This is a genomic window from Limnovirga soli (assembly GCF_013106755.1).
Taxonomy (GTDB): Bacteria; Bacteroidota; Bacteroidia; order Chitinophagales; family Chitinophagaceae; genus Limnovirga; species Limnovirga soli.
Genome location: NZ_WHPF01000001.1, coordinates 425,506 through 446,740, shown reverse-complemented (window position 1 = coordinate 446,740; position 21,235 = coordinate 425,506). Strand labels below are relative to the sequence as shown.

19 protein-coding genes are annotated in these 21,235 nt (G+C 39.5%); 8 read left to right on the top strand and 11 right to left on the bottom strand.

Annotated elements, in window-relative coordinates:
* Positions 1 to 20 precede the first annotated feature (20 nt).
* Together GD597_RS01680 and glyA are read left to right on the top strand one after the other, a co-directional pair.
* Complete coding sequence (locus GD597_RS01680; protein ID WP_171606051.1) at positions 21 to 1,808, top strand: AMP-dependent synthetase/ligase; 1,788 nt, start codon at positions 21 to 23, stop codon at positions 1,806 to 1,808.
* A 437-nt stretch (positions 1,809 to 2,245) separates the two neighbouring features.
* Complete coding sequence (gene glyA / locus GD597_RS01675; protein ID WP_171606050.1) at positions 2,246 to 3,526, top strand: serine hydroxymethyltransferase; 1,281 nt, start codon at positions 2,246 to 2,248, stop codon at positions 3,524 to 3,526.
* Positions 3,527 to 3,754: 228 nt separating this feature from the next.
* On the opposite strand, the gene GD597_RS01670 is transcribed toward glyA, so the two are convergent.
* Positions 3,755 to 4,003: a hypothetical protein gene (locus tag GD597_RS01670; RefSeq protein ID WP_171606049.1), complete on the bottom strand. Its 249-nt coding sequence runs from the start codon at positions 4,001 to 4,003 to the stop codon at positions 3,755 to 3,757.
* A 229-nt stretch (positions 4,004 to 4,232) separates the two neighbouring features.
* Here GD597_RS01670 and GD597_RS01665 point away from each other — a divergent pair, with 229 nt between their 5' ends.
* Positions 4,233 to 5,345 carry a glycosyltransferase gene (locus GD597_RS01665; RefSeq protein ID WP_171606048.1) on the top strand — a complete coding sequence of 371 codons (1,113 nt, stop codon included), beginning with the start codon at positions 4,233 to 4,235 and terminating at the stop codon, positions 5,343 to 5,345.
* Between the two features lie 75 nt (positions 5,346 to 5,420).
* Here the strand turns inward: GD597_RS01665 and GD597_RS01660 are convergent, their stop codons facing one another.
* Together GD597_RS01660 and GD597_RS01655 are read right to left on the bottom strand one after the other, a co-directional pair.
* Positions 5,421 to 6,014, bottom strand: a complete 594-nt coding sequence (locus GD597_RS01660) for a pseudouridine synthase (RefSeq protein ID WP_235954149.1) — start codon at positions 6,012 to 6,014, stop codon at positions 5,421 to 5,423.
* Positions 6,015 to 6,278: 264 nt separating this feature from the next.
* A complete protein-coding gene (locus tag GD597_RS01655; RefSeq protein ID WP_171606047.1) occupies positions 6,279 to 7,037 on the bottom strand; it encodes a DCC1-like thiol-disulfide oxidoreductase family protein in 759 nt (252 codons plus the stop codon).
* A gap of 116 nt (positions 7,038 to 7,153) precedes the next feature.
* Here GD597_RS01655 and GD597_RS01650 point away from each other — a divergent pair, with 116 nt between their 5' ends.
* Positions 7,154 to 8,101: a UDP-3-O-(3-hydroxymyristoyl)glucosamine N-acyltransferase gene (locus GD597_RS01650; protein ID WP_171606046.1), complete on the top strand. Its 948-nt coding sequence runs from the start codon at positions 7,154 to 7,156 to the stop codon at positions 8,099 to 8,101.
* 287 nt (positions 8,102 to 8,388) lie between these two features.
* On the opposite strand, the gene GD597_RS01645 is transcribed toward GD597_RS01650, so the two are convergent.
* The 5 genes from GD597_RS01645 to GD597_RS01625 form a co-directional block, all read right to left on the bottom strand.
* Entirely contained in the window at positions 8,389 to 9,408 is a 1,020-nt protein-coding gene (locus GD597_RS01645) for an NAD-dependent epimerase/dehydratase family protein (RefSeq protein ID WP_171606045.1), read from the bottom strand.
* A gap of 22 nt (positions 9,409 to 9,430) precedes the next feature.
* Positions 9,431 to 10,291: a 3-hydroxyacyl-CoA dehydrogenase family protein gene (locus GD597_RS01640; protein WP_171606044.1), complete on the bottom strand. Its 861-nt coding sequence runs from the start codon at positions 10,289 to 10,291 to the stop codon at positions 9,431 to 9,433.
* 131 nt (positions 10,292 to 10,422) lie between these two features.
* Complete coding sequence (locus GD597_RS01635) at positions 10,423 to 11,406, bottom strand: nucleoside hydrolase (RefSeq protein ID WP_171606043.1); 984 nt, start codon at positions 11,404 to 11,406, stop codon at positions 10,423 to 10,425.
* A 155-nt stretch (positions 11,407 to 11,561) separates the two neighbouring features.
* Positions 11,562 to 12,761 carry a dipeptidase gene (locus tag GD597_RS01630; RefSeq protein WP_171606042.1) on the bottom strand — a complete coding sequence of 400 codons (1,200 nt, stop codon included), beginning with the start codon at positions 12,759 to 12,761 and terminating at the stop codon, positions 11,562 to 11,564.
* Positions 12,762 to 12,888: 127 nt separating this feature from the next.
* Positions 12,889 to 14,463 carry an N-acyl-D-amino-acid deacylase family protein gene (locus tag GD597_RS01625; RefSeq protein ID WP_171606041.1) on the bottom strand — a complete coding sequence of 525 codons (1,575 nt, stop codon included), beginning with the start codon at positions 14,461 to 14,463 and terminating at the stop codon, positions 12,889 to 12,891.
* Between the two features lie 378 nt (positions 14,464 to 14,841).
* Here GD597_RS01625 and GD597_RS01620 point away from each other — a divergent pair, with 378 nt between their 5' ends.
* The gene (locus tag GD597_RS01620; RefSeq protein ID WP_171606040.1) at positions 14,842 to 15,636 is read left to right on the top strand and encodes a universal stress protein; all 795 of its coding nucleotides are present in this window, start codon (positions 14,842 to 14,844) and stop codon (positions 15,634 to 15,636) included.
* A 55-nt stretch (positions 15,637 to 15,691) separates the two neighbouring features.
* On the opposite strand, the gene GD597_RS01615 is transcribed toward GD597_RS01620, so the two are convergent.
* Positions 15,692 to 16,342, bottom strand: a complete 651-nt coding sequence (locus GD597_RS01615; protein WP_171606039.1) for a hypothetical protein — start codon at positions 16,340 to 16,342, stop codon at positions 15,692 to 15,694.
* Between the two features lie 184 nt (positions 16,343 to 16,526).
* Between GD597_RS01615 and mnmH the strand changes: the two genes are divergently transcribed.
* The 3 genes from mnmH to GD597_RS01600 all read left to right on the top strand — a co-directional run bounded on the left by mnmH (position 16,527) and on the right by GD597_RS01600 (position 19,032).
* On the top strand, positions 16,527 to 17,639 hold the full coding sequence (gene mnmH / locus GD597_RS01610; RefSeq protein WP_171606038.1) for a tRNA 2-selenouridine(34) synthase MnmH: 1,113 nt from the start codon (positions 16,527 to 16,529) through the stop codon (positions 17,637 to 17,639).
* An 85-nt stretch (positions 17,640 to 17,724) separates the two neighbouring features.
* Positions 17,725 to 18,777 carry a selenide, water dikinase SelD gene (gene selD / locus GD597_RS01605; RefSeq protein ID WP_171606037.1) on the top strand — a complete coding sequence of 351 codons (1,053 nt, stop codon included), beginning with the start codon at positions 17,725 to 17,727 and terminating at the stop codon, positions 18,775 to 18,777.
* 6 nt (positions 18,778 to 18,783) lie between these two features.
* Positions 18,784 to 19,032, top strand: coding sequence for a CBU_0592 family membrane protein (locus tag GD597_RS01600; RefSeq protein WP_171606036.1), 249 nt, complete (start codon positions 18,784 to 18,786; stop codon positions 19,030 to 19,032).
* A gap of 157 nt (positions 19,033 to 19,189) precedes the next feature.
* Here the strand turns inward: GD597_RS01600 and GD597_RS01595 are convergent, their stop codons facing one another.
* Positions 19,190 to 19,681 (bottom strand): heme-binding domain-containing protein, encoded by a 492-nt coding sequence (locus tag GD597_RS01595; RefSeq protein WP_171606035.1) that lies wholly within the window; start codon positions 19,679 to 19,681, stop codon positions 19,190 to 19,192.
* Positions 19,682 to 19,694: 13 nt separating this feature from the next.
* Positions 19,695 to 21,215: a 2,3-bisphosphoglycerate-independent phosphoglycerate mutase gene (gpmI, locus tag GD597_RS01590; protein ID WP_171606034.1), complete on the bottom strand. Its 1,521-nt coding sequence runs from the start codon at positions 21,213 to 21,215 to the stop codon at positions 19,695 to 19,697.
* Between the last annotated feature and the right edge of the window lie 20 nt (positions 21,216 to 21,235).

Sequence of the window (21,235 nt, the reverse complement as noted above, 5' to 3'; positions counted from 1 at the left end):
CACCCCAACGATTGCATATTATGAATAAGCCTACACGACTGTTTGACTGTATAGAATATCAGGTTCAAGCATTTGGAGAAAAAACCATGTTTGCTGCCAAAGAAGGCGGGCAATGGAGAAAATACAGCACTACCGAAGTAAAAGCAACCGCCAATAAATTTAGTGCCGGACTTTTACAACTGGGTGTAGGTGCTAATGAAGGCACAGATGAAGGCTGCGATAAAATTGCCATCATCAGTAATAACAGACCTGAATGGCTGTTAACAGATTTTGCCGTACAACAAACCGGGGCTGTTTTGGTGCCTATTTATCCTACTACTAACCCAAATGAATTACAGTTTATTCTAAGCGATGCTCAGGTAAAATATATTTTTGTAAGCAACCGCGAATTATACGACAAAGTAAAAAGCATTAGTGGCTTTGTTACTTCTCTTAAAAATATATATTCCTTTGATAAACTGGAAGGTGTAGACCATTGGACAGATGTGCTGGATATGGCCAGCCCCACCAAAATAGCCGAGTTGGCAGAAATTAAAGCCAATATCAGTGAAACTCATTTGGCTACCATCATTTATACATCGGGCACTACTGGCACACCAAAGGGTGTAATGTTAACACACAAAAATATTTGTACCAATATTCAGGGTACTATTAAAAGCTTTCCATTTAACGACAGGCCCGATTATAAGAGCCTAAGCTTTTTACCACTCAATCATATTTTTGAAAAGAATGTGGTATACCTGTTTATGACCGTGGGTGTGCAGATTTATTTTGCCGAAAGCTTAGAAACCATTGGCGATAATTTGAAAGAAATTAAACCGGATGTATTTACCACCGTGCCACGCTTATTGGAAAAAGTATACGAGAAAATAATGGCCAAAGGCATGGAGCTGGAAGGCATAAAACGTAAACTCTTCTTTTGGGCCGTTGGTTTGGCACAGCGGTACGATACGGTAAAAAGTGGAGGTGCATTCTACACTATGCAACTGGCTCTGGCCAATAAAATAATTTTTACTAAATGGCGCGAAGCATTGGGAGGTAATATAAAGGCTGTAGTTACCGGAGGTGCTGCCTGTCAGGAAAAACTATTACGCACTTTTAATGGTGCAGGTATTCCCGTATTTGAAGGCTATGGCCCTACCGAAAACAGCCCTGTAATATGTTTAAACCGTATGGAACCAGGTGGCAATGTTTTAGGTACTGTTGGCCCCACTATTGAAGGCGTGGAAATAAAACTGGAGGCCGATGGAGAAATATGTGTGCGCGGCACCAGTGTGATGAAAGGCTACTACAAACGCCCCGATCTTACTGCAGAAACCATCATCAACGGATGGTTGCATACTGGCGATATTGGTACCTGGGTAAACGATCGCTTTCTTAAAATAACCGATCGTAAAAAAGAATTGTTTAAAACCAGTGGTGGCAAATATGTGGCGCCGCAACCAATAGAAAACAGGTTAAAAGCCAGTTCTTTTATTGAGCAGGTAATAGTGGTTGGTCCCGAACGTAAATTTGTTGGTGCACTTATTGTGCCCTCTTTTTCCAATTTAAAAGCATGGATGCACCACCACCATATGGATGAATTGAGCAATGAAGAATTGATACATCATCCCAAAGTGCTGGAGAAATACAAACACATTGTAGAAGAAATGAACCAGCAAATAAATCATGTAGAGCAAATAAAAAAATTCGAATTGCTACCCCGCGAATGGAGTATTGAAAGTGGAGAAATGACACCCAAAATGAGCCTTAAGCGCAAAATAATTATGGAGAAATATAAAGATGCCATTGAGCGTATTTATGCCTGATAAACACTTCTGCATTAGTATAAGGCCGTTTATTTATAAAGCTGTACGGGCAATATAACTGCTGATATTTTATGATGCTGGCAATAGTACAATGCCCGGCAGCAGTTGTGTCACTCACTTTTACGCCTGTAATGCTATTCGGCATAAAACAGTTTATTTATTTGAAGGCATTCACTTTTTTAAATACTGTTATTATGTAGGCAAAAATATTGGGCGTCCATACTAAAATGCAAACTGTAGCAGTTGTCTCTTCCGGTATTGGTAAGCAGCCCAAAGTATCTAACCGTACAAGTGAGTGACACAAGTACTGTTGCCTGCTGTTACCATAGCCGGTCCCCACAAATTTTCACTCCCCCCTTTCCAAATGTGCTTATGTTGTGTATGCAAAAAGCAGCATTTAATATACAGCACTTATCTTTGCGCAAAATTTTTAGTTCATGCAGAGAGATACGTTGGTCTTCGACCTTATTCGCCAGGAGCTGGAACGCCAGCGCCACGGTATTGAATTAATTGCCAGTGAAAACTTTACCAGCTTGCAGGTAATGCAGGCCATGGGTAATGTAATGACGAATAAATATGCCGAAGGCTACCCCGGCCGCCGCTACTATGCCGGTTGCGAAATTGTGGATCAAACCGAACAATTGGCCATAGACCGCCTGAAGCAGATTTTTAATATTGAATATGCCAATGTGCAACCGCATAGCGGGGCGCAAGCCAATGCAGCTGTAGCTTTGGCCGTATTACAACCCGGCGATGCTACCCTGGGTTTAGACCTTAGCATGGGCGGCCATCTTACCCATGGCTCGGCTGTAAATTATAGCGGCAAAACCTACAAACCATATTTCTATGGTGTTACCCGCGAAGAAGGTTTGGTAGATTATGAGATGCTGGAAAGCCAGGCACGTACCATTAAACCAAAACTTATTTATTGTGGTGCCAGTGCTTATAGCCGCGACTGGGATTATGCACGAATAAGAAAAGTAGCTGATGAAGTGGGTGCTTTGGTTATGGCAGATATTGCACACCCTGCAGGTTTAATTGCCAAAGGTTTACTTAGCGATCCGTTTGATCATTGCCATATTGTTACCTCTACTACACACAAAACCTTGCGTGGCCCACGTGGTGGTATTATTATGATGCGTAAAGATTTTGAAAATCCATGGGGGTTGAAAGATGTAAAAGGCAATATACGCATGATGAGCAATGTGCTGGATATGGCTGTTTTCCCAGGTATTCAGGGTGGTCCGCTGCAACACGTAATTGCTGCCAAAGCAGTGGCATTTGGTGAAATTTTAAGCGATGATTTTACAGCATACGCCAAACAGGTGCAATTAAATGCACAGGCATTTGCAAAAGCACTGGTAGAAAAAGAATATCAAATTATTAGCGGCGGTACCGATAACCACCTGGTATTAATTGACCTGCGTAATAAAAACATCAGCGGTAAAAAAGCGGAACAGGCGTTGGTAGCAGCCGATATTACAGCCAATAAAAATATGGTGCCTTTTGATGATAAAAGTGCATTTGTAACCAGCGGTATACGTTTTGGCGTGCCTGCTATTACAACCCGTGGATTGGTTGAAAGCGATATGCAATTTGTGGTAAATGTGATTGATAATGTGTTGATGAATGCCGATGATGCCAATGTGATTAGCGCTGTAAAAAAGCAGGTAAATGATTTTATGAGTCAGTTTAAATTATACCCTGAAATGGGTTAAAATAACCGGATAAATTAAAAAAGCTGCAGCCTAGGTTGCAGCTTTTTTAATTTATGTTGGGCCTGTTTTGTTACCGGCAAGGGTTTTTTATGGCAGCATCCTTGCGTCGCATTACGTTCATCTCCATCACTTCTATTGGGCTGAATAAAATAGAGTAACAGCCAAGGCAAATAAGAAAATACGGGTAGGTTTTAAAAAAAAGCCGGCATTTGCCGGATGGATGAGGTATTAATTTCTGTTATTGATAAATACAAAAGGCTTTGGATTTTTCTCACGCAGAAATTGCTTGATAAAGAGTGGTTTTTGAATAATCTTGTATTTGTTAAGGTCAATAATCTCATTGGCCACGCAAAAAGCGTCCAGGTTTTCAACATGAAATAAAATGTCTACCAGTAGCTCAACCTCATGTTCAAGCTCTTCGGGATTCATTGAATCCCGTTTGGTTAGTACTAGTAAATCCCTGTTTTGATGGCTCATAACAAATGTTATTTTCAATCGCTCATTTACTTATTAAAAGGCATTGTTTATAATTTAGGGCATTTACATTTGCCCACGTTTACATCACTGGCATGCCTGTTTACTCCACAGGATGCACACAATGCACAAACTAATAACAATAAAATAATGGTTTGGTTTATCTTTCGCATTAGAAAAAATGTTTTTAAAATTAAAGGAATTTTATATAACAAAACTTTTTAAACGCACATTGATTACAAAATTTAATACAGGTAAAAAAGTACTTATCGCTCCGCTCGATTGGGGTTTAGGCCATGCTACGCGTTGTATTCCCATCATTCGGTTGCTATTGGATAGTGGGTTTGAGGTAATTATTGCTGCTGGCAATGCACCCAAAGCGTTGCTGCAACAAGAATTTCCAGATGTACAATGTGTTGATTTGCCGGGCTATAACATCGAGTATACCAAAGATAAACGCTTACTTCCCTTAAAAATTTTATGGCAGGCACCAAAAATATTGATTAATATTTACAGGGAACAGCGCTGGCTGCAAGGGTTTATTACCACTTACCAGCCAGATATAGTTATTGCCGATAATCGTTTTGGGCTTTACAGCAAATTGGTGCCCTGCGTTTTTATTACGCATCAGCTGTCTATTTTAGCCCCCGTAAAATGGATTCAGGTATTTATTCAAAAAATTAATTACCGCTGCATAAACAGGTTTACCGTTTGCTGGGTGCCCGATTTTGAAGATGCTAACAATAATATTGCAGGCCAATTATCCCATCCAGCCATTAGGCCTGCCATACCTGTAAAATACATGGGTATGCTCTCCCGTTTCAAAAAAGACCAGCCGGAGATTAGCCACAAATTTAAATACCTGTTTTTGCTTTCAGGTCCCGAACCACAACGAACATTACTGGAGGAAAAAGTGATGGGAGTTTTGCCTTTTATACAAGAGCCATGTAGTATTGTGCGTGGTTTGCCAGCTATACAAAATACAATTGAAGTTCCAGATAATTGCGTAGTATATAATCACCTCGCAACCGATGCGCTGGAACAGCTTATTCTGCAAAGTGAATTAGTTGTTTGCCGTTCTGGATATACTTCTGTTATGGAGTTGGTGGCATTGCATAAAATGGCTTTATTAATACCAACACCCGGACAAACCGAACAGGAATATTTGGCCAGAAATTTACAGGAACAGGGATGGTTTGCTACCTGCAATCAGGATGATGACCTATTAAAAGCTATTCATATTGCGCTTTCAAAAAATTACCATTTGCCACGAATGCAGCACCATCTTTTTGAAGAGAGCATTCTTACATCCGTTAACACATTAATAAAGCAGCGCTTGCATTAATTTAGTTGATTCATCAAAGCTAAACTGGATTGCATATTTAGCATAGGCAGTCCTAAATGCCCGAAAAAAAATGTTTTATGATGGGTTAAAGAGTTTCTTATAAATGGCCTGTTCGGATAATTCTTTTATTTCTCCGGGTTGCAGGTTTTGCAGGGAAAGATGTTCAATATTAATGCGCACCAATCGTAATGTGGGGAAGCCAACTTTTGCAGTCATTTTTCTTACTTGTCTGTTCTTTCCTTCGGTTAGGGTTAGTTGTATCCAACTGGTAGGAATTTCCTTTCTAAACCGTATCGGCGGTTTTCTATCTGGCAGCAATGGTGCATCATTCAACAGCTGAGCAACGCATTTTTTTGTGGTATACATTTTACCATCAATATTAATCTCCACACCATTCTCCAATTGTTGCAATGCCTCTGTTGTAATTGCACCATCCACTTGTGCAAGATAAGCTCTCTTGTGTGCAAAGGAAGGGTTAAGTAAGCGATGATTTAATTGTGCATCATTTGTTAATATCAACAACCCTTCACTGTCTTCATCAAGCCTGCCAACAGGATATATATCTTTCGGAACCTTAAAAAAATCAGCCAGTGTTTGCTTATTGTTTTGAGCACTAAATTGAGATAGAACTAGGTAAGGTTTGTATATGATAAAATAGCGCTTCATCATTAAAACTAAAATCCCGCCGAAGCGGGATTTTGTATATAGATGGGTTAGTAAGTAATGGGAAAAAAATTCCCATCACAATATTATAAATAGTTTTTTCTAACACAAAAAAAAATTACAACTATTTTATTCACATTTTATTTGCCAATGTGAATTACCTGCATACAAGTAGAGTAACTGATATTACAAATTAACTATGTGCACTCAATAATTTCGCAACTTATGTATTTGTTTATATATTGATGAATGTATTGCAAACACTGTGTTCTAGCTATATACTGTAGATTTAATTGCAGCAATTCTTTTTTGAACTTGCTGCATAATAACTACAGTAATCAACAATAAGTACAGGCACAATAAAAAAGGAGGAGCCCAAAAATAATTGAGCAGTTTTACTAAGCATAAGCATATTGTTCCTGCTAACAGCAGGGTAATACCTAAATGTGCAATTATATCTGTTGCTTTCTTTTTCTTTGTCAATGCGGTTGCCGTTAAAGGAAGCCATATCCAATACAGTACATTTAATGCAGGTATGTTAAAATGGTAGGTGTTACAAAGTTGTACAATAGCTTTATCAAATATATAGGCAGATAAACTGTATGTAATTATAATCAGTATCAAACGCCAAAAAAAACTGTAATCGGGTGTACAGTCAAAACTTGTAGAATTTGCATGTTTTGAAGCAGCAATTATTTTTCTGTTGTACGAGATCAGTTTATACAGCCATTTAAAAAATAGATTAACCATTTTCACCTCCAACAATGGTTTTATCCATCTCCATTTTTTAGACAATATGTTTACCAGTGCTTCTACACCATAGCTTACCTCTCCTGTTTGTAAATTAATCAATGGTATTTCATGTCTTGCTTTATTCCAGTCAATGGAAAACTGCTGCATATTTACTTCAGAGAAGGAAATCCTGCCTTCCTTTTGTAATAAACCTCCTTTTACAAAGGCAGTTGTGTATGCACTGCATAAGGGGCAATTATCATCGTATATCAATGCATTTTCGGTTAGTGGTGACATATGTACATTGTTAGATAACAAAAATACTTAAATTTATTATATTTTCAATAAATACTGAAAAGAAGAAAATAAAACAGCTTCTTTTTCTGGGTTTACATTTGCATAAATTTATTTGTATGCGGTTTCCTCAACCATTAACCATAGAATGGGTAGCCAACCTTATAGGTGCAACAGTAATTGGTAATACTGCTGCATTGGCAACAGGCATTAACGAAATTCACAAGGTAGAAACAGGTGATATTTGCTTTGTAGATCATCCCAAATATTATAATACCTGTTTACAAAGTGCCGCCACACATATCATCATAAATACAGGCGAAGTAGAAGTACCTGCGGGTAAAACCTTATTAATTGTTGCAGAGCCTTTTGAAGCCTACCTTACTATAGTTAACTATTTCAGGCCTTTTAATGCAGCTGCCGCTCCTATTAGCCAGTCGGCAGTAATTGGGCAGGATACTATTATTATGCCCAATGTTTTTATTGGTAAGGATGTTGTTATTGGCAATAACTGTGTTATTCATCCCGGGGCCTGTATTATGGATTATACTACCATTGGCAACAATGTAGTAATACAGGCGGGTACCGTTATTGGCAGCGATGCATTTTACTATAATACCAAAAAGAACAGGGAGGTTTGGTACAAGCGTATGCAAAGTTGCGGCAATGTTATAATAGAAGATTTTGTTGAAATTGGTGCCGGCTGTACCATTGATAGGGGAGTTACTGCCAGTACACGTATTGGCATGGGCACCAAAATTGACAATATGATTCATATTGGTCACGATAGCGATATTGGCCGCAATTGTTTAATAGCTGCCCAGGTAGGTATAGCAGGCGCTGTTATAATTGAAGATGGTGTAACTATTTGGGGGCAGGTAGGTATTAGTAAAACACTTACCATTGGTGCCAATGCGGTTATATTGGCACAGGCCGGAGTGCCTTCTTCGCTGGCAGGAGGCAAAGTTTACTGGGGTACTCCTGCCGAAGATGCACAGCAAAAACGCAAAGAGCTGGTTTGGATAAAGCGTATTCCCGAACTATGGAAAAAAGTGATGCAGCAATAATTGTTATAGGCCCGGCTGTAGGCTGTTAATGTAGCTTTACTTGCGTCGCACACTTCAGCTGTTGGATACTATGTGGAGCCAACGCGTTTAACCAGTTGTATACCATTCAGATTTTAGATTGTATTTCCTCACCTGTTGCATAGGGTTATACCGCACAAGAGTGCGACGCAAGAGGAGTTGAATAGTACTCGTATTGTTGGGCTTATAATACAAATATGAGCAGTTGGTGTGGCTAAAATAAATATTTACTGCTATTAAAAATACCTGCAATTAAAGCTTTGCCGACTTTAAGTAAGCTGATATTTTTGTTTAAACTCATTACATATTCGCTGCACTGTTTCGGGTATGCTTCGATAGGTAAAAGCAGGTAAATATTGCAGCAATTTACTGTTGTTAAATTCAACTTTTGCCTGCGCTGTTGCACTTGTTTCTTTGGTTAATAAAGGATTACTGCCCGTAACCATGGCTTTAATGGCTTCAACACGCCAAACCAATTTTGCCATTAGTGGACTCACTTTTTTATGAGGTTGTTTTTTACCAAAAGCAGTGGCGGCCAGGTTAAACAATTGCCTGTAGGTAATATTATCTGCACTTACAATAAAGCGTTCACTGCTAATATTGCTATGCATCAGCGCTACCATGGCATCAACTACATCGGCTACATCAACAAAGCCGGTTGTGCCTTCTGTATACCAGGGAAATTCGTTATAAACATTTTTAAAAATAGCTGCGGAGCCTTTATTCCAATCGCTGCAACCTAAAATAATGGTGGGGTTTACAATAACTATATTTAATCCTTCACCCGCACCACGCCATACTTCCATTTCGGCCAGGTATTTTGTTTTGCCATATTCGCTGTTGCTCGTGTCGGCAGTCCAATGCATTTGCTCTGTAATGGGCGCTCCTTCGCGAATACGCCCCAAGGCTGCTACCGAACTTACGAATAATAATTTCTCAATGCCTGCATCAATACAGGCATTCACCACATTGGCGGTACCTTCTACATTGGTTTTATATAAAATATGTTTGTGTGCCGGATTAAAAGACACCATTGCAGCGCAATGATACACCTGACTAACACCTGCTAAAGCATCTTCCAGGCTTTGTATATCCAGTATGTCTCCTTTTACCCATTGTATCTGTGCTGCATGTTGTATGTCAGGTATTTGGCTACGGTATAATGCTTTTACCTTTTTGCCCTGATTAACCAAATTGGCAATTAAATGACTGCCCACAAGGCCAGTTGCCCCTGTTACTAAAATACTGCCTGATTCTTTAGTTGCAGCAGCAGAATTAAAATCTTGCATGAGTATATTATTTGCTTAAAGCTTATCCACGATAGCTATAAAATCCTTTACCTGTTTTTTTACCCAAATCTCCTGTATCAACTTTTTGTTTTTGCAATGCAGATGGGGTAAGTCTTTTTGGCTTTCCTAAAGACTCCCATACAATGTTACTCACCGCATAATTAATATCCAAACCAATTAAATCCATTAAAGCAAAGGGGCCCATTTTAAAGCCTGTGGCTTCCATAATGGTATCAATTGTTTTCATATCTGTATGTCCTTGTTCTACCAATAACATTGCTTCCAAATAATAATGCCTGGCCACCCGATTCACAATAAAACCGGGAGCGTCTTTGCATAATACCGGTGTTTTGCCCATTTGCTTTGCCAGACGTAACAATGTATCGGTTACCTGGGTATTAATAAAGGTAGTTTGTACAATTTCTACCAGTTGCATGATAGGTGCGGGGTTAAAAAAATGCATGCCTGCCAATCGGGAAGGCATAGCCGTTTTTTCAGCAATGGCAGTTACAGATATAGAAGAAGTATTGGAAGCATAAATAGTAGCAGGCTCATTTACTAACATAAGTGCATTGAATAATGCAACTTTATGATCCAGGTTTTCTACAATGGCTTCAATTATCAGGTTGCCGCGGCAATGGTGTATTTCGGTGGTATAAGTAATGCGGCCTGCAATGGAATCTTTTTCCTCAGTGGTAATTTTTTGTTTGTTTACCAGTTTGTCTAATGCAGCGTTAATATGATCCCTGCTTTTATCCAGCATGGCTTGCTGCACATCAAATTGTATGGTGGTAAAGCCTGCCATTGCCGCCAATTGTGCAATACCACTACCCATGGTGCCGGCCCCACAAACGCAAATAGTTTTAATTTCAATATCAGGCATTGTGCAAACTTACATGGTTCCTTATAAAACAACATATCCTGATGCAAGAATTAATGGTACAGGTTATTTTTATTATATATGTCAGTATATCAAATGTCTACTGTTGCAACGGATAATTTAAAGCACATAAATTATTTAACTGGCTGATGCATGATAAGCTGCTCAATAGTATTGGCAATTGTTTCAGGTGTTTGTTTAAAACCCAGGTAAGTGATTTTATCGCCGGGTATCAAAACATTTTTACCATCGGCTTCTACATCAAAATGTAGCTGCCGTGTATTAAACCAGGGTTCTATTCCACGCACTGCCACCAATACGGCGGTTTCATCCCAGCTATTACGTCCAAGTGTATTATTGTCTTTTGTAAGTGCTACAGTAAATGCATCTTTAACCGGACTGTGCTGAATAGCTGCATTATGGATAAGCGGAATACCGGTAAGGATTTTTTCGCCAATTTCAAAGCCGCTCATTACTATTTGGGTGGGCCAGTTTGCAAAAACTTTTTTAGAGGCTGCCGCATCTACCATTACATTAAATTCATAACCTGTTTTGCCATCGTCTCCTATTCTGGCTGCCATGGATACCAGTTTTTTTACTTTTTTCTTTACCAGCGTGGTACCATCCAAAGGTGAATATGTATCTGCAGATGAGCCCAGTAAATTGGCCAGATTGGTAAAAAAGCCTACAGAAACAATGGTTACACTATTGTCGGGTTGCGCTGCCAGTATTTTACGGTATAATGTAACCGCATCGGTTGCCATGCTATTTGATGTTATGACGTGTGGGTAGCTGGCAATAATGGCCTGTGCCCACTGCTGAGAGCAATCTTTATTTGGAAAATGTCCCTGTACTATGCCTATCGGTATTTCGGGTCTGTTAAAGTAGGTGTTTAATACACTAAGGGTGGGTACCGTAGTTTCAAAAGCATTACAGGAAATGGTAGCCAGTATTTTTGCTTCTCCCATATCGGCAAATGCATGTAATAAAGCCATGGCGCCTACATCATCGTAATCGGGTGCAATATCTGTATCAAATATAATGGCAACAGGTTTTTTGGGGCTGGTGTATGCACCAAAAAATATCATTAAAGCGCAACAAACAAATATTCTTTTCATAAAGCAGGTATTGATAAATAATTGCATTGAATGTAAGTCAATTTTTTTAACTACTATCTAAATACCAATGGCTGCCATTACTGCAGCCATTGGTACAATCTTTATTATGGAAAGCCGTACATAAAGTGTAAATGTTTTGATTGCTAAAGAGAGATTTACAAACTGTTGGCCTCAAAAATTCTAATGAAATTACCGCCCAGTATTTTATAAACATCCTGCTTGCTATAACCACGGCGTAACAACTCTTTTGTAATTAGCGGAAACTTTGTTACATCATCTAATTGTTGTGGGGGAGATTCTATACCATCAAAATCTGAACCAAGGCCAACATGGTCTACGCCAATTAGTTTTACTATATAATCCAAATGATCAAACAGCAGGTTAAAAGGTGCCCGTATTTCATTGGTTTCGGCAGCATATTTTTTAAACATATATTCTTCCACCAAATAAGATTCTTTCATAACCGCCAATAATGAGTCTGTTTCAGCTTTATGGCGTTGAGTAAATGCATCACTTTTTTTGTGATAGTTGCCATCTAAAAATCCAGAATAAAAATTAAGGTGTATTACGCCGCCATTTTTGCCAATGGCTTTAATCTGATCGTCTTTTAAATTGCGAAAAGCCGGACATAAATTATACACACAACTATGCGATACAATCACTGGTTTTGTGGTGGTATTAATTGCATCCCAAAAAGTTTTTTCGCCTACATGCGATAAGTCTACCAGCATACCCAGTGCATTCATGCGATGCACCACTTGCTTGCCAAAACTACTTAATCCTTTAGGTTGGTGTAATAAGGTATCATAGGTTTCTTCCATGGCAGAGGTTGCCCAGGGGTTAGAGTTGTTCCAGGTAAGTGTCATATAACGTACGCCACGGTTAAAAAGGGAATCTAATTTATCCAGACTATTCTCTATCATATGGCCGCCCTCAACGCCCATCATGGCGGCAAGCTTTTTGCCTGCAACAGCCTGCTGAAGTTGGTCAGGCGTTTTTACAATCATCATATTATTGGGGTTTCGGGCTACGGTAGCATAAAGTGTATCAATTTCGCGATTGGCGAAATTGTATGGATCTTTTTGTTCCCCACCGCAGAAAATAGAAAATATTTGTACATCTATTCCCCCTTTTTTCATGCGATAAACATCTGAGTGTGTTTTGCCATCGAGGTGTTGATCGAAACTGTACCCGTTACCAATCAGCGTACTTAATGCATCGTTATGCGTATCTACTACAATGGCTTTATTGTGTATTTTTTTATACGATTGGGTTTGGGCAGTTGCAGTATGCAGGAGGAATAAAACTAATATACAACATGATATGAAAAGTCGGCTGTGAATGGGTAGCTTCATGTATTTATTTTTTGTGTGCAAGAGTAGTATTTATTTTTTATTAGTTTCTGTTTTGCTGAAACAAGATATGCAGTACAAGTGAGTGACACAAGGAACGCTATATGCTTGCACAACTGCTAAGTGCCCATTATTCTTTTTTGCCTGCACCATATAACACTTTGCCATTGCGTAGCTGCGTTTGTTTGCCATTGTATAAGGCAATAGCGCCATTTACAAGAATATACTGAAAACCCGTTGAATATTGATGGGGCTTTTGATAAGTAGATAAATCACTAACCGTATCGGCATTAAATACTACAATATCTGCGGCAAAACCAGTACGTAATAGGCCCCGATTGGTGAAATGATATTTTTGTGCCGGCAGGGATGTCATACGGCGGATCGCTTCCTCCAAGGTGATTATTTGCTGTTCTCGTACATATTTACCCAATACCCTTGCATTGGTGCCGTAACCACGGGGGTGTGGTATGCCTGCATATAATATGCGTATACTGGCATCGCTGGCAAACATATTAAAAGGGTACTGCATTATGCGGTTAATATCTTCCTCACTCATGCCATGAAAAACCATGCCGGCATCGCTTTTTAGCAGGAGGTCTATTACCGTTTGTGCCTCGCTTATAGCCGTATGTTTGCGATGCCATAACAGATTAATGGCTTCTATGTTTTTGCCATTGAGTGTGGTATCGGGCGGGTAGTTGGCCACAAAGGCATAACTGTAATGCGCCAGTTTTCTTTTTTGCAAAGAGGCCAGCATTTGTTTTTTTACCATAGCTGCTATGGTAGGGTTTTGCAAACGTGTTCTTAATGAGTCTTCTCCGTCAGACTGCACCCAATCGGGCAATAATGTGCTTAGCGAAGTGCTGCTGGCGGTATAGGGGTATTGATCAATGGTTACATCAATGCCCTCCTGCCGGGCTTGTTGAATAAGGGCCAGCGTTTCTTTACTGCGGCCCCAGTTATTTTGTCCGCTTACTTTAAAATGCGAGATTTCAACGGGTATATTGGCGGCTTTGCCAATGGCCAATGCTTCCTGTATGGCGTATAATACGCTATCGCCCTCATAACGCATATGGGTGGTATACACGCCATTGTATTGGGCGCAAACTTTGGCAAGTGCAGTAATTTCAGCAGTGCTTGCATAAGTACCCGGAATATAAATTAACCCGGTTGATAAGCCTACGGCGCCACTTTGCATGGCCTGTGTAACCAATTGCTCCATTTGTGTTAATTCATCTGCGGTGGGTGGGCGGTTGGCACGGCCCATAACTGCTTTACGAATATCATTATGCCCAATTAGGGTAGCGGAATTTACGGCTAGATGCAAACTGTCTAAAAAATACAGATAGGCTTTTGTGTCCACTTTTGATAAACCGCAATTGCCTGTAATTACAGTGGTTACGCCATCGTATATAAAGTTAGCAGCAAGGGGGTTTTTAACTTCATCTCCCTCAATGTGGGTGTGCACATCTATAAAACCGGGTGCAATGTACAGTCCTGTAGCATCAATAGTGGTGGTGGCGGTGTAGTCCGTAAGCTGGCCTATATCGATTATAATGCCATTTTTAATGGCTATATCTCCATAAAACCAGGGATTGCCGCTGCCATCAATAATTTTGCCATGGGTAATAAGTATATCTGCCAGCTTTTGTGCAGGTAACGATGTGGTAAAAAGCAGAACTATTAACCAGCCATATTTCATAGTGTTAAGTTAGGTAAACTACCAATAGTAAGTACTTTATTCAGTTAATGTATAAGTGGAATTATAATGAAGCGCACCAGTTTTATACTTCTTTTGGGGCTATCTTCATTATTAGCCCAACAATTGTACAGCCATTAAACCCGCTTGCGTCGCACTCTTGTACGTTCTGTTCGCTACCCGGCAAATAAGAAATATTTTTTTATTAAACCATCTCAATTAACAACTGTTGATAATTTCAGCATTAGTTTACCAATATGCACGGGAATGTTCTATTTTTATTATTAGATTTGTTTCAGTGGTTTTTTTGTACTTTAGATTTTACGAAAAATAGCATTTAGCAGTATATTAAAGAAATTTATACATAAAGAATAAATAAATATGAAGACCATTATTGTACCAACGGATTTTTCTGATACTTCTAAAAATGCAGCACGTTTTGCGGCAGGTATTGCCTCGCAGGCGGGTGATGTGGAAATTATTTTATATCACGCATTTGAAGAAAAATATGAAGACCGTATTACTACAATGGAAACTGCTTTAAATGAAATAAAAGATGAATTAATAAGCAAAGCAGCTTACCTGAATGTAAGCGTACTTGCTGTTGCTGAAGATTCTTTTACCGAAGGACTGGAAAGGGTAATACGCCATCGTGAGGCAGATTTGGTGGTAATGGGTACCACCGGTGCCACCCCCCTGCAGCAATTATTTGTAGGTAGTAATACACTTACTATGATTGATAAAAATATTTGTCCTATTATGGTAATACCACCCGATGCAGCTTATTCAAATATTAAAAAAGTAGCTATTACCTGTGATTATAAAGATGTATATAAAACCATTCCTGTAAAGCCATTGCATAAAATACTTGATTTGTTTAATCCTTTTGTACATGTTATCAATATTGATACAGAACATTATGTAGAACTAACCGAAGAGTATAAAGCAGAGAAAGAAAAACTGGAAGAAATATTAAAAGATTATAAACACGACTTTAGCTTTATAAGGCTTTATGATTTTATTGAAGCCATCGATTCTTTTACTGAAGATTACAATATTGACCTGATTATTACATTCCCTAAAAAGAACTCATTCTTTGGTGGATTGTTTAAAGAAAGTACTACCAAAAAATTAAAGTATCACACAGATATTCCCATGATCACTATTCATGAATAGCTGAATAGTGTTGTTTTTTTAAGTGAAAGGCGCTTCTAAACAGAAGCGCCTTTTTTTATTGATGCCATTTATACTTGCGGTAATACAGGTTTTTTACATCAATAATCCATAAAACCGTATCCGCTGTATTTACTTTTTCTGCATTGGTACTTATTAACGCCACCTGATTGGCATTTAGCCAACAACTGTTTATCAGCGTGGCTGCAGACCCTAAATATAATAACCTAGCTTTTTGTTTGGTGGCCGGGTTTAATAAAGAAACTTCAGTATCAATATCTCCATCGGCAATGATGGTTACCCCGTTTTTACCGCGCAGTAATACCGCATTTAAGCTGCCTTTATCCAGAATATAACTGCTATCCGGCGACCATTGTAATAAAAGCTGGTATTGCTTATAAAAATTATTGTTGGCAGTGTAAGCTATGGTGGGTAAGCTATCCTCGTACCAAAAAGCACTAAGCGAAAAATTACTCCACTTTAAGTTACTTGCTGTTACGTTGTTTTTAAGTAAGGTATCTGCCTTATATGTATAAATTAGGGCGCTATCTTCAAAAGCAATGCTTTTTTCAGCGGTTAAGGTATCTGTTATTTCAACAGGGGTATCTTCTTTTTCTGTTGCATCGTTATTACATGCTGCCAATAGTATCGTAAAAAATGCCAGCATGATTCCTGGCATAAAATAATTGCGTGTTATTGTATTTTTCATGGTAACATAGGTTTTAGTAGTTAATGAATAAAGGTACTGCTTACCATGCAGTATATTTTGCCGCCATAAAACCGGAACCCCGAACCGAGCATGGCAAGAGGCGATGCCATATGGCCCAAATGCCTGGCTCATAAAAAATAGTAGCAAATACTTAGCCAGTTTAAGAATAAATTTGCTGGCATACATGGCAGTTATCAAATTAACAATTGAAGATTTTTTGCAAAAAGCAGCTTACAGCCCCGTATTGGATGTACGCAGCCCCGGCGAATTTGCCCATGCCCATATACCTGGGGCACACAGTTTTCCCTTGTTTACTGATGAAGAACGGAAAGTAGTGGGCACGGCTTACAAACAACAAAGCAGGGAAAAAGCCATTAAAATTGGCCTGGTATATTTTGGCGTTAAAATGGAGCCCATGGTTACGGCTGCAGAAAGCATAATTGCTGAGGCCCATAAAAACAATCCGCAAAACGCTAAAACAGTATTGGTGCATTGCTGGCGCGGTGGTATGCGCAGTGCTGCCATTGCCTGGTTATTAGATTTATATGGCTTTAAAGTATACACGCTGGCAGGCGGTTATAAAGCATTTAGAAACTGGGTATTGCAGCAATTTCAGTTAAATTATCCTTTTAAAGTATTAGGCGGGTTTACCGGCAGTGGTAAAACAGAAGTATTGCAGCAAATGGCGCAGCATAAAGCCATTGTAATAGACCTGGAAGCATTGGCGCATCACAAGGGTTCTGCCTTTGGTAGTCTTGGTCAGTTGGTACAACCCTCGCAGGAAATGTTTGAAAATAAACTTGCCCTGCAATTGTACTCTGCCATGCAGCAAATAACCGAAAATCAAATGGAAAGCGCTGACAGGTTTATTTGGTTAGAGGATGAAAGTCAGCGTATTGGCACCGTAAACTTAACTGCCCATATATTTCAGCAAAAGCAGGCGGCGCCGGTGTTTTTTATAGATATACCTTTTAATGAAAGGCTGGATTATATACTAAGCGGTTATGGCAAATTTGATAAGGAGCAACTGGTAAATGCCATTATTCGCATCAAGAAAAGATTGGGTGGTTTAGAAACAAAAAATGCCATCAATTTTATACTGGAAGACGATATAAAAAGTGCTTTTGCCATTTTATTAACTTACTACGATAAACTATATACAAAGGGCTTGCACCAACGCAATAATTTAAACGAGTTGTTACATAAAATTAACTGCCCAATGGTAAATGCAGCAATCAATTCAAATGCGGTGTTACACCATAATGCCAGTATGGGCCAGGCTGCCACTCAGCCATAAGACCCGGTTGCGTCGCACTCTTGTACACCATAACCGGTGGCAGCAAAAAATATACATTGCACTTAAAATATTAAGCATACAAATAATGGAAACCAATTCTATAAAACTTACCCAATACTCACATGGCGCAGGTTGTGGTTGTAAAATATCGCCAAAAGTGTTAGATCAAATTTTATCTACCAGTCTTGCCATGCCCGATAACGATAAACTTATAGTAGGCAACCATAGTAAAGATGATGCCGCTGTTTATGATATGGGCAATGGTACCGCACTCATTTCTACCACCGATTTTTTTATGCCTATTGTAGACGATCCCTACAATTTTGGCCGCATTGCCAGCGCTAATGCGATTAGTGATGTTTATGCCATGGGTGGTAAACCCATACTGGCCATTGCTATTTTGGGATGGCCCATCAATGTGTTGGCGCCGGAAGTGGCCCAAAAAGTAATAGAAGGCAGCAGAAGCATTTGTATGGAAGCTGGGATACCATTGGCCGGCGGACATAGCATCGATTCCCCCGAGCCTATTTTTGGCCTTGCTGTAAACGGTATTGTTGCTATTGATAATATAAAACAAAACAATACAGCACAGGAAGGCGATGTATTGTTCCTTACCAAAAAACTGGGTGTAGGTATTTTAACCACAGCCGAGAAAAAAGGTATTTTAAAAGAAGCACATGCTGCACTTGCCCCCAACCAAATGATGCAGTTAAATAAGGCCGGTGAAATATTGGGTGCATTAAACACCGTGCATGCCATGACAGATGTTACTGGTTTTGGTTTATTGGGCCACCTTACAGAAATGGCCGAAGGAAGCCATCTAAGTGCTACTGTTACACTTGCCAATGTACCGCTGATTACGCCTGAACTGGATGCCTATATTGCGCAAAAATCCATACCGGGTGGTACCGGGCGTAACTGGGAAAGTTATGGCCACAAAATTGAATTTGCTGCAGGTATAGATATTAACAGGGCCAAAGCTATTTTAGCCGACCCGCAAACCAGTGGCGGCTTATTGGTGGCTGTTGCCAGGGATGCAGCAGATGATATAGCCCGTTTGTTAAGCGATTTGGAATTGTACGCCGTGCCAATTGGCACTATTGGTGCTAAAAATGATTATGCTGTACTTGTAAATTAGATTTTAATGGTGTTAACAGTAAACGACTATATTGGTTTTGCAGGTGTATTTATTTTATTAATAGCGTTTTTATTAAACCTGGCTAATAAAATTGATAAGGATAGCTTGCCATATATTGTAATGAATATTATTGGTGCCGGACTTGCCTGTGCTGCATCCTGGTTAATACATTATATGCCTTTTGTTTTGCTGGAAGCTACCTGGACATTGGTTTCGATAGGTGCTTTAATATCACAGATGCGCAAACCTAAGTAGTGGTATTTTGCTGCCACAGGTTATGCAGTACAAGTGTGCGACGCAAGGGAAGTATTATTTATTTACTGCAGCCTGGTTCATAATAATTACAACTTTTTATAATGAAAAAGACCGGACAATCAACTGTCCGGTCTTTCTTTTTATTGGGAGTAATATACTACTGAGGCTTTTTTCTTAAGAGGCTATCGGCCGGGTAATTGGCTTTAATAGTATCTCTTAGAGCATTGCACCAGTTGGTAACAGCCTGTTTTTCTTCATCAGTTAAAATGGCATTTCTATGAATGATGGTGTAAGAAAACAAAGGCATTTCACCTTCATCCAACTGCTCGGTTATTTCCTCCAGTTTTTTGTATTTTCTGCCAATGGTATAGCTAGCAAATTCATCAAAATTTAATTCATCCTTGCCCTCAACTACATGGTCGTTTAACCACCAGGCCACCGGTTGTATATTGGCATACCATGGGTATACGGTGTTATTGCTATGGCAATCGTAACAGGAACGAACGAATACATCACTCACCTGTTTTGGCGGATGGTATTGGTTGTTAATATTATTTACCATTGGCCCGGCAGCTATATTTTTTTCGGGTTTAAAGAATTGTATAATTACCAGCAGGGCAATTAATACAATCAGGATTTTCTTTTTCATGATGGTTGTTGTATTAGGATTTTATCAAAATATCCCCGGTCATTTCTTTTGGTATATCAATGCCCATCATGGTTAAAATGCTTGGAGCTATATCGCCCAGTTTACCGGGTAATACGGTGCCATGCCAGGCGTTGTCTATCACAAAAAGAGGAACCAGGTTTAAAGTGTGTGCTGTATTGGGTGATCCATCTTCATTAATCAGGTAATCTGCATTACCATGGTCTGCGGTAAGAAAAACAGTGTAATCATGGGCCAATGCTGCAGTTACTACCCTGTTAACACAGGCATCTACTGTTTCAACGGCTTTTATAACTGCCTCCCAAACACCTGTATGGCCAACCATATCGGCATTGGCATAGTTAAGGCAAATAAAATCGGCTGTTTCATTTTCAATTTCAGGTACCAGTTTATCGGTTAATTCTACGGCGCTCATTTCGGGCTGCAAATCGTAGGTGGCTACTTTGGGAGATGAAGCCATAATACGGCTTTCCCCTTCAAAAGGTAACTCTCTGCCACCGCTAAAGAAAAAAGTAACGTGCGGGTATTTCTCGGTTTCTGCAATCCTGATTTGTTTTTTACCATGCGCTGCCAACACCTCGCCCAATGTATTGTTAAGATTATCTGTTTCAAAAACTACATGCACATTTTTAAAGGTTTTATCATACTCCGTCATGGTAGTATAATGCAGGTCAAGAGTATGCATGCCAAAATCCGGTTTGTCGGCCTGGGTAAGTACATCGGTAATTTCACGGCACCTGTCTGTACGGAAATTAAAGCAAATCACTGCGTCACCGTTTTTAATGGTTGTGTCGGCAATATTGCTGTTTATTATGGGTTTAATAAACTCATCGGTAACACCGGCTTCATAAGAATCGCTAACTGCCTGTAACAGGTTATTACTTTTTGTACCAATACCTGCGGTTAATGCATCATAGGCCAGTTTAACACGCTCCCAGCGCTTATCCCTGTCCATGGCATAATAACGCCCTGTAATGGTAGCAATTGCGCCTACAGAGCCATCTAAATGTTGTTGCAGACTGCTTAGGTAGCCATGACCGCTTTTGGGGTCGGTATCCCTGCCATCGGTAAAAGCATGGATTAAAACTTTTGTTAAACCTTGTGCTTTGCAAACATCGCAAAGGGCTTTTAAGTGGCTGGTGTGGCTGTGTACACCACCATCGCTTACCAAACCCAGTAAATGCAGTGTTTTATTATTTTGTTTGGCATATTCAATTGATGCCAGTAAAGCTTTATTAGTAGCAAAAGAACCATCTCTTACTGCCACATTAATACGTTGCAATTCCTGGTATACTATGCGGCCCGCACCCAGGTTTAAATGGCCTACTTCGCTATTGCCCATTTGCCCATCGGGTAAGCCTACTGCTTCGCCGCAGGTAACCAGAGTGGTATTGGGATATTTGCTGTATAAAGAACTTACAAAGGGAACGTTGGCGTGTTGAATTGCATCAGAGGATTGTACCTTGCCCAATCCCCAACCGTCCATAATTACGAGGATTACTTTCTTATTTTTCATGGCATAAAGTTACATTAATT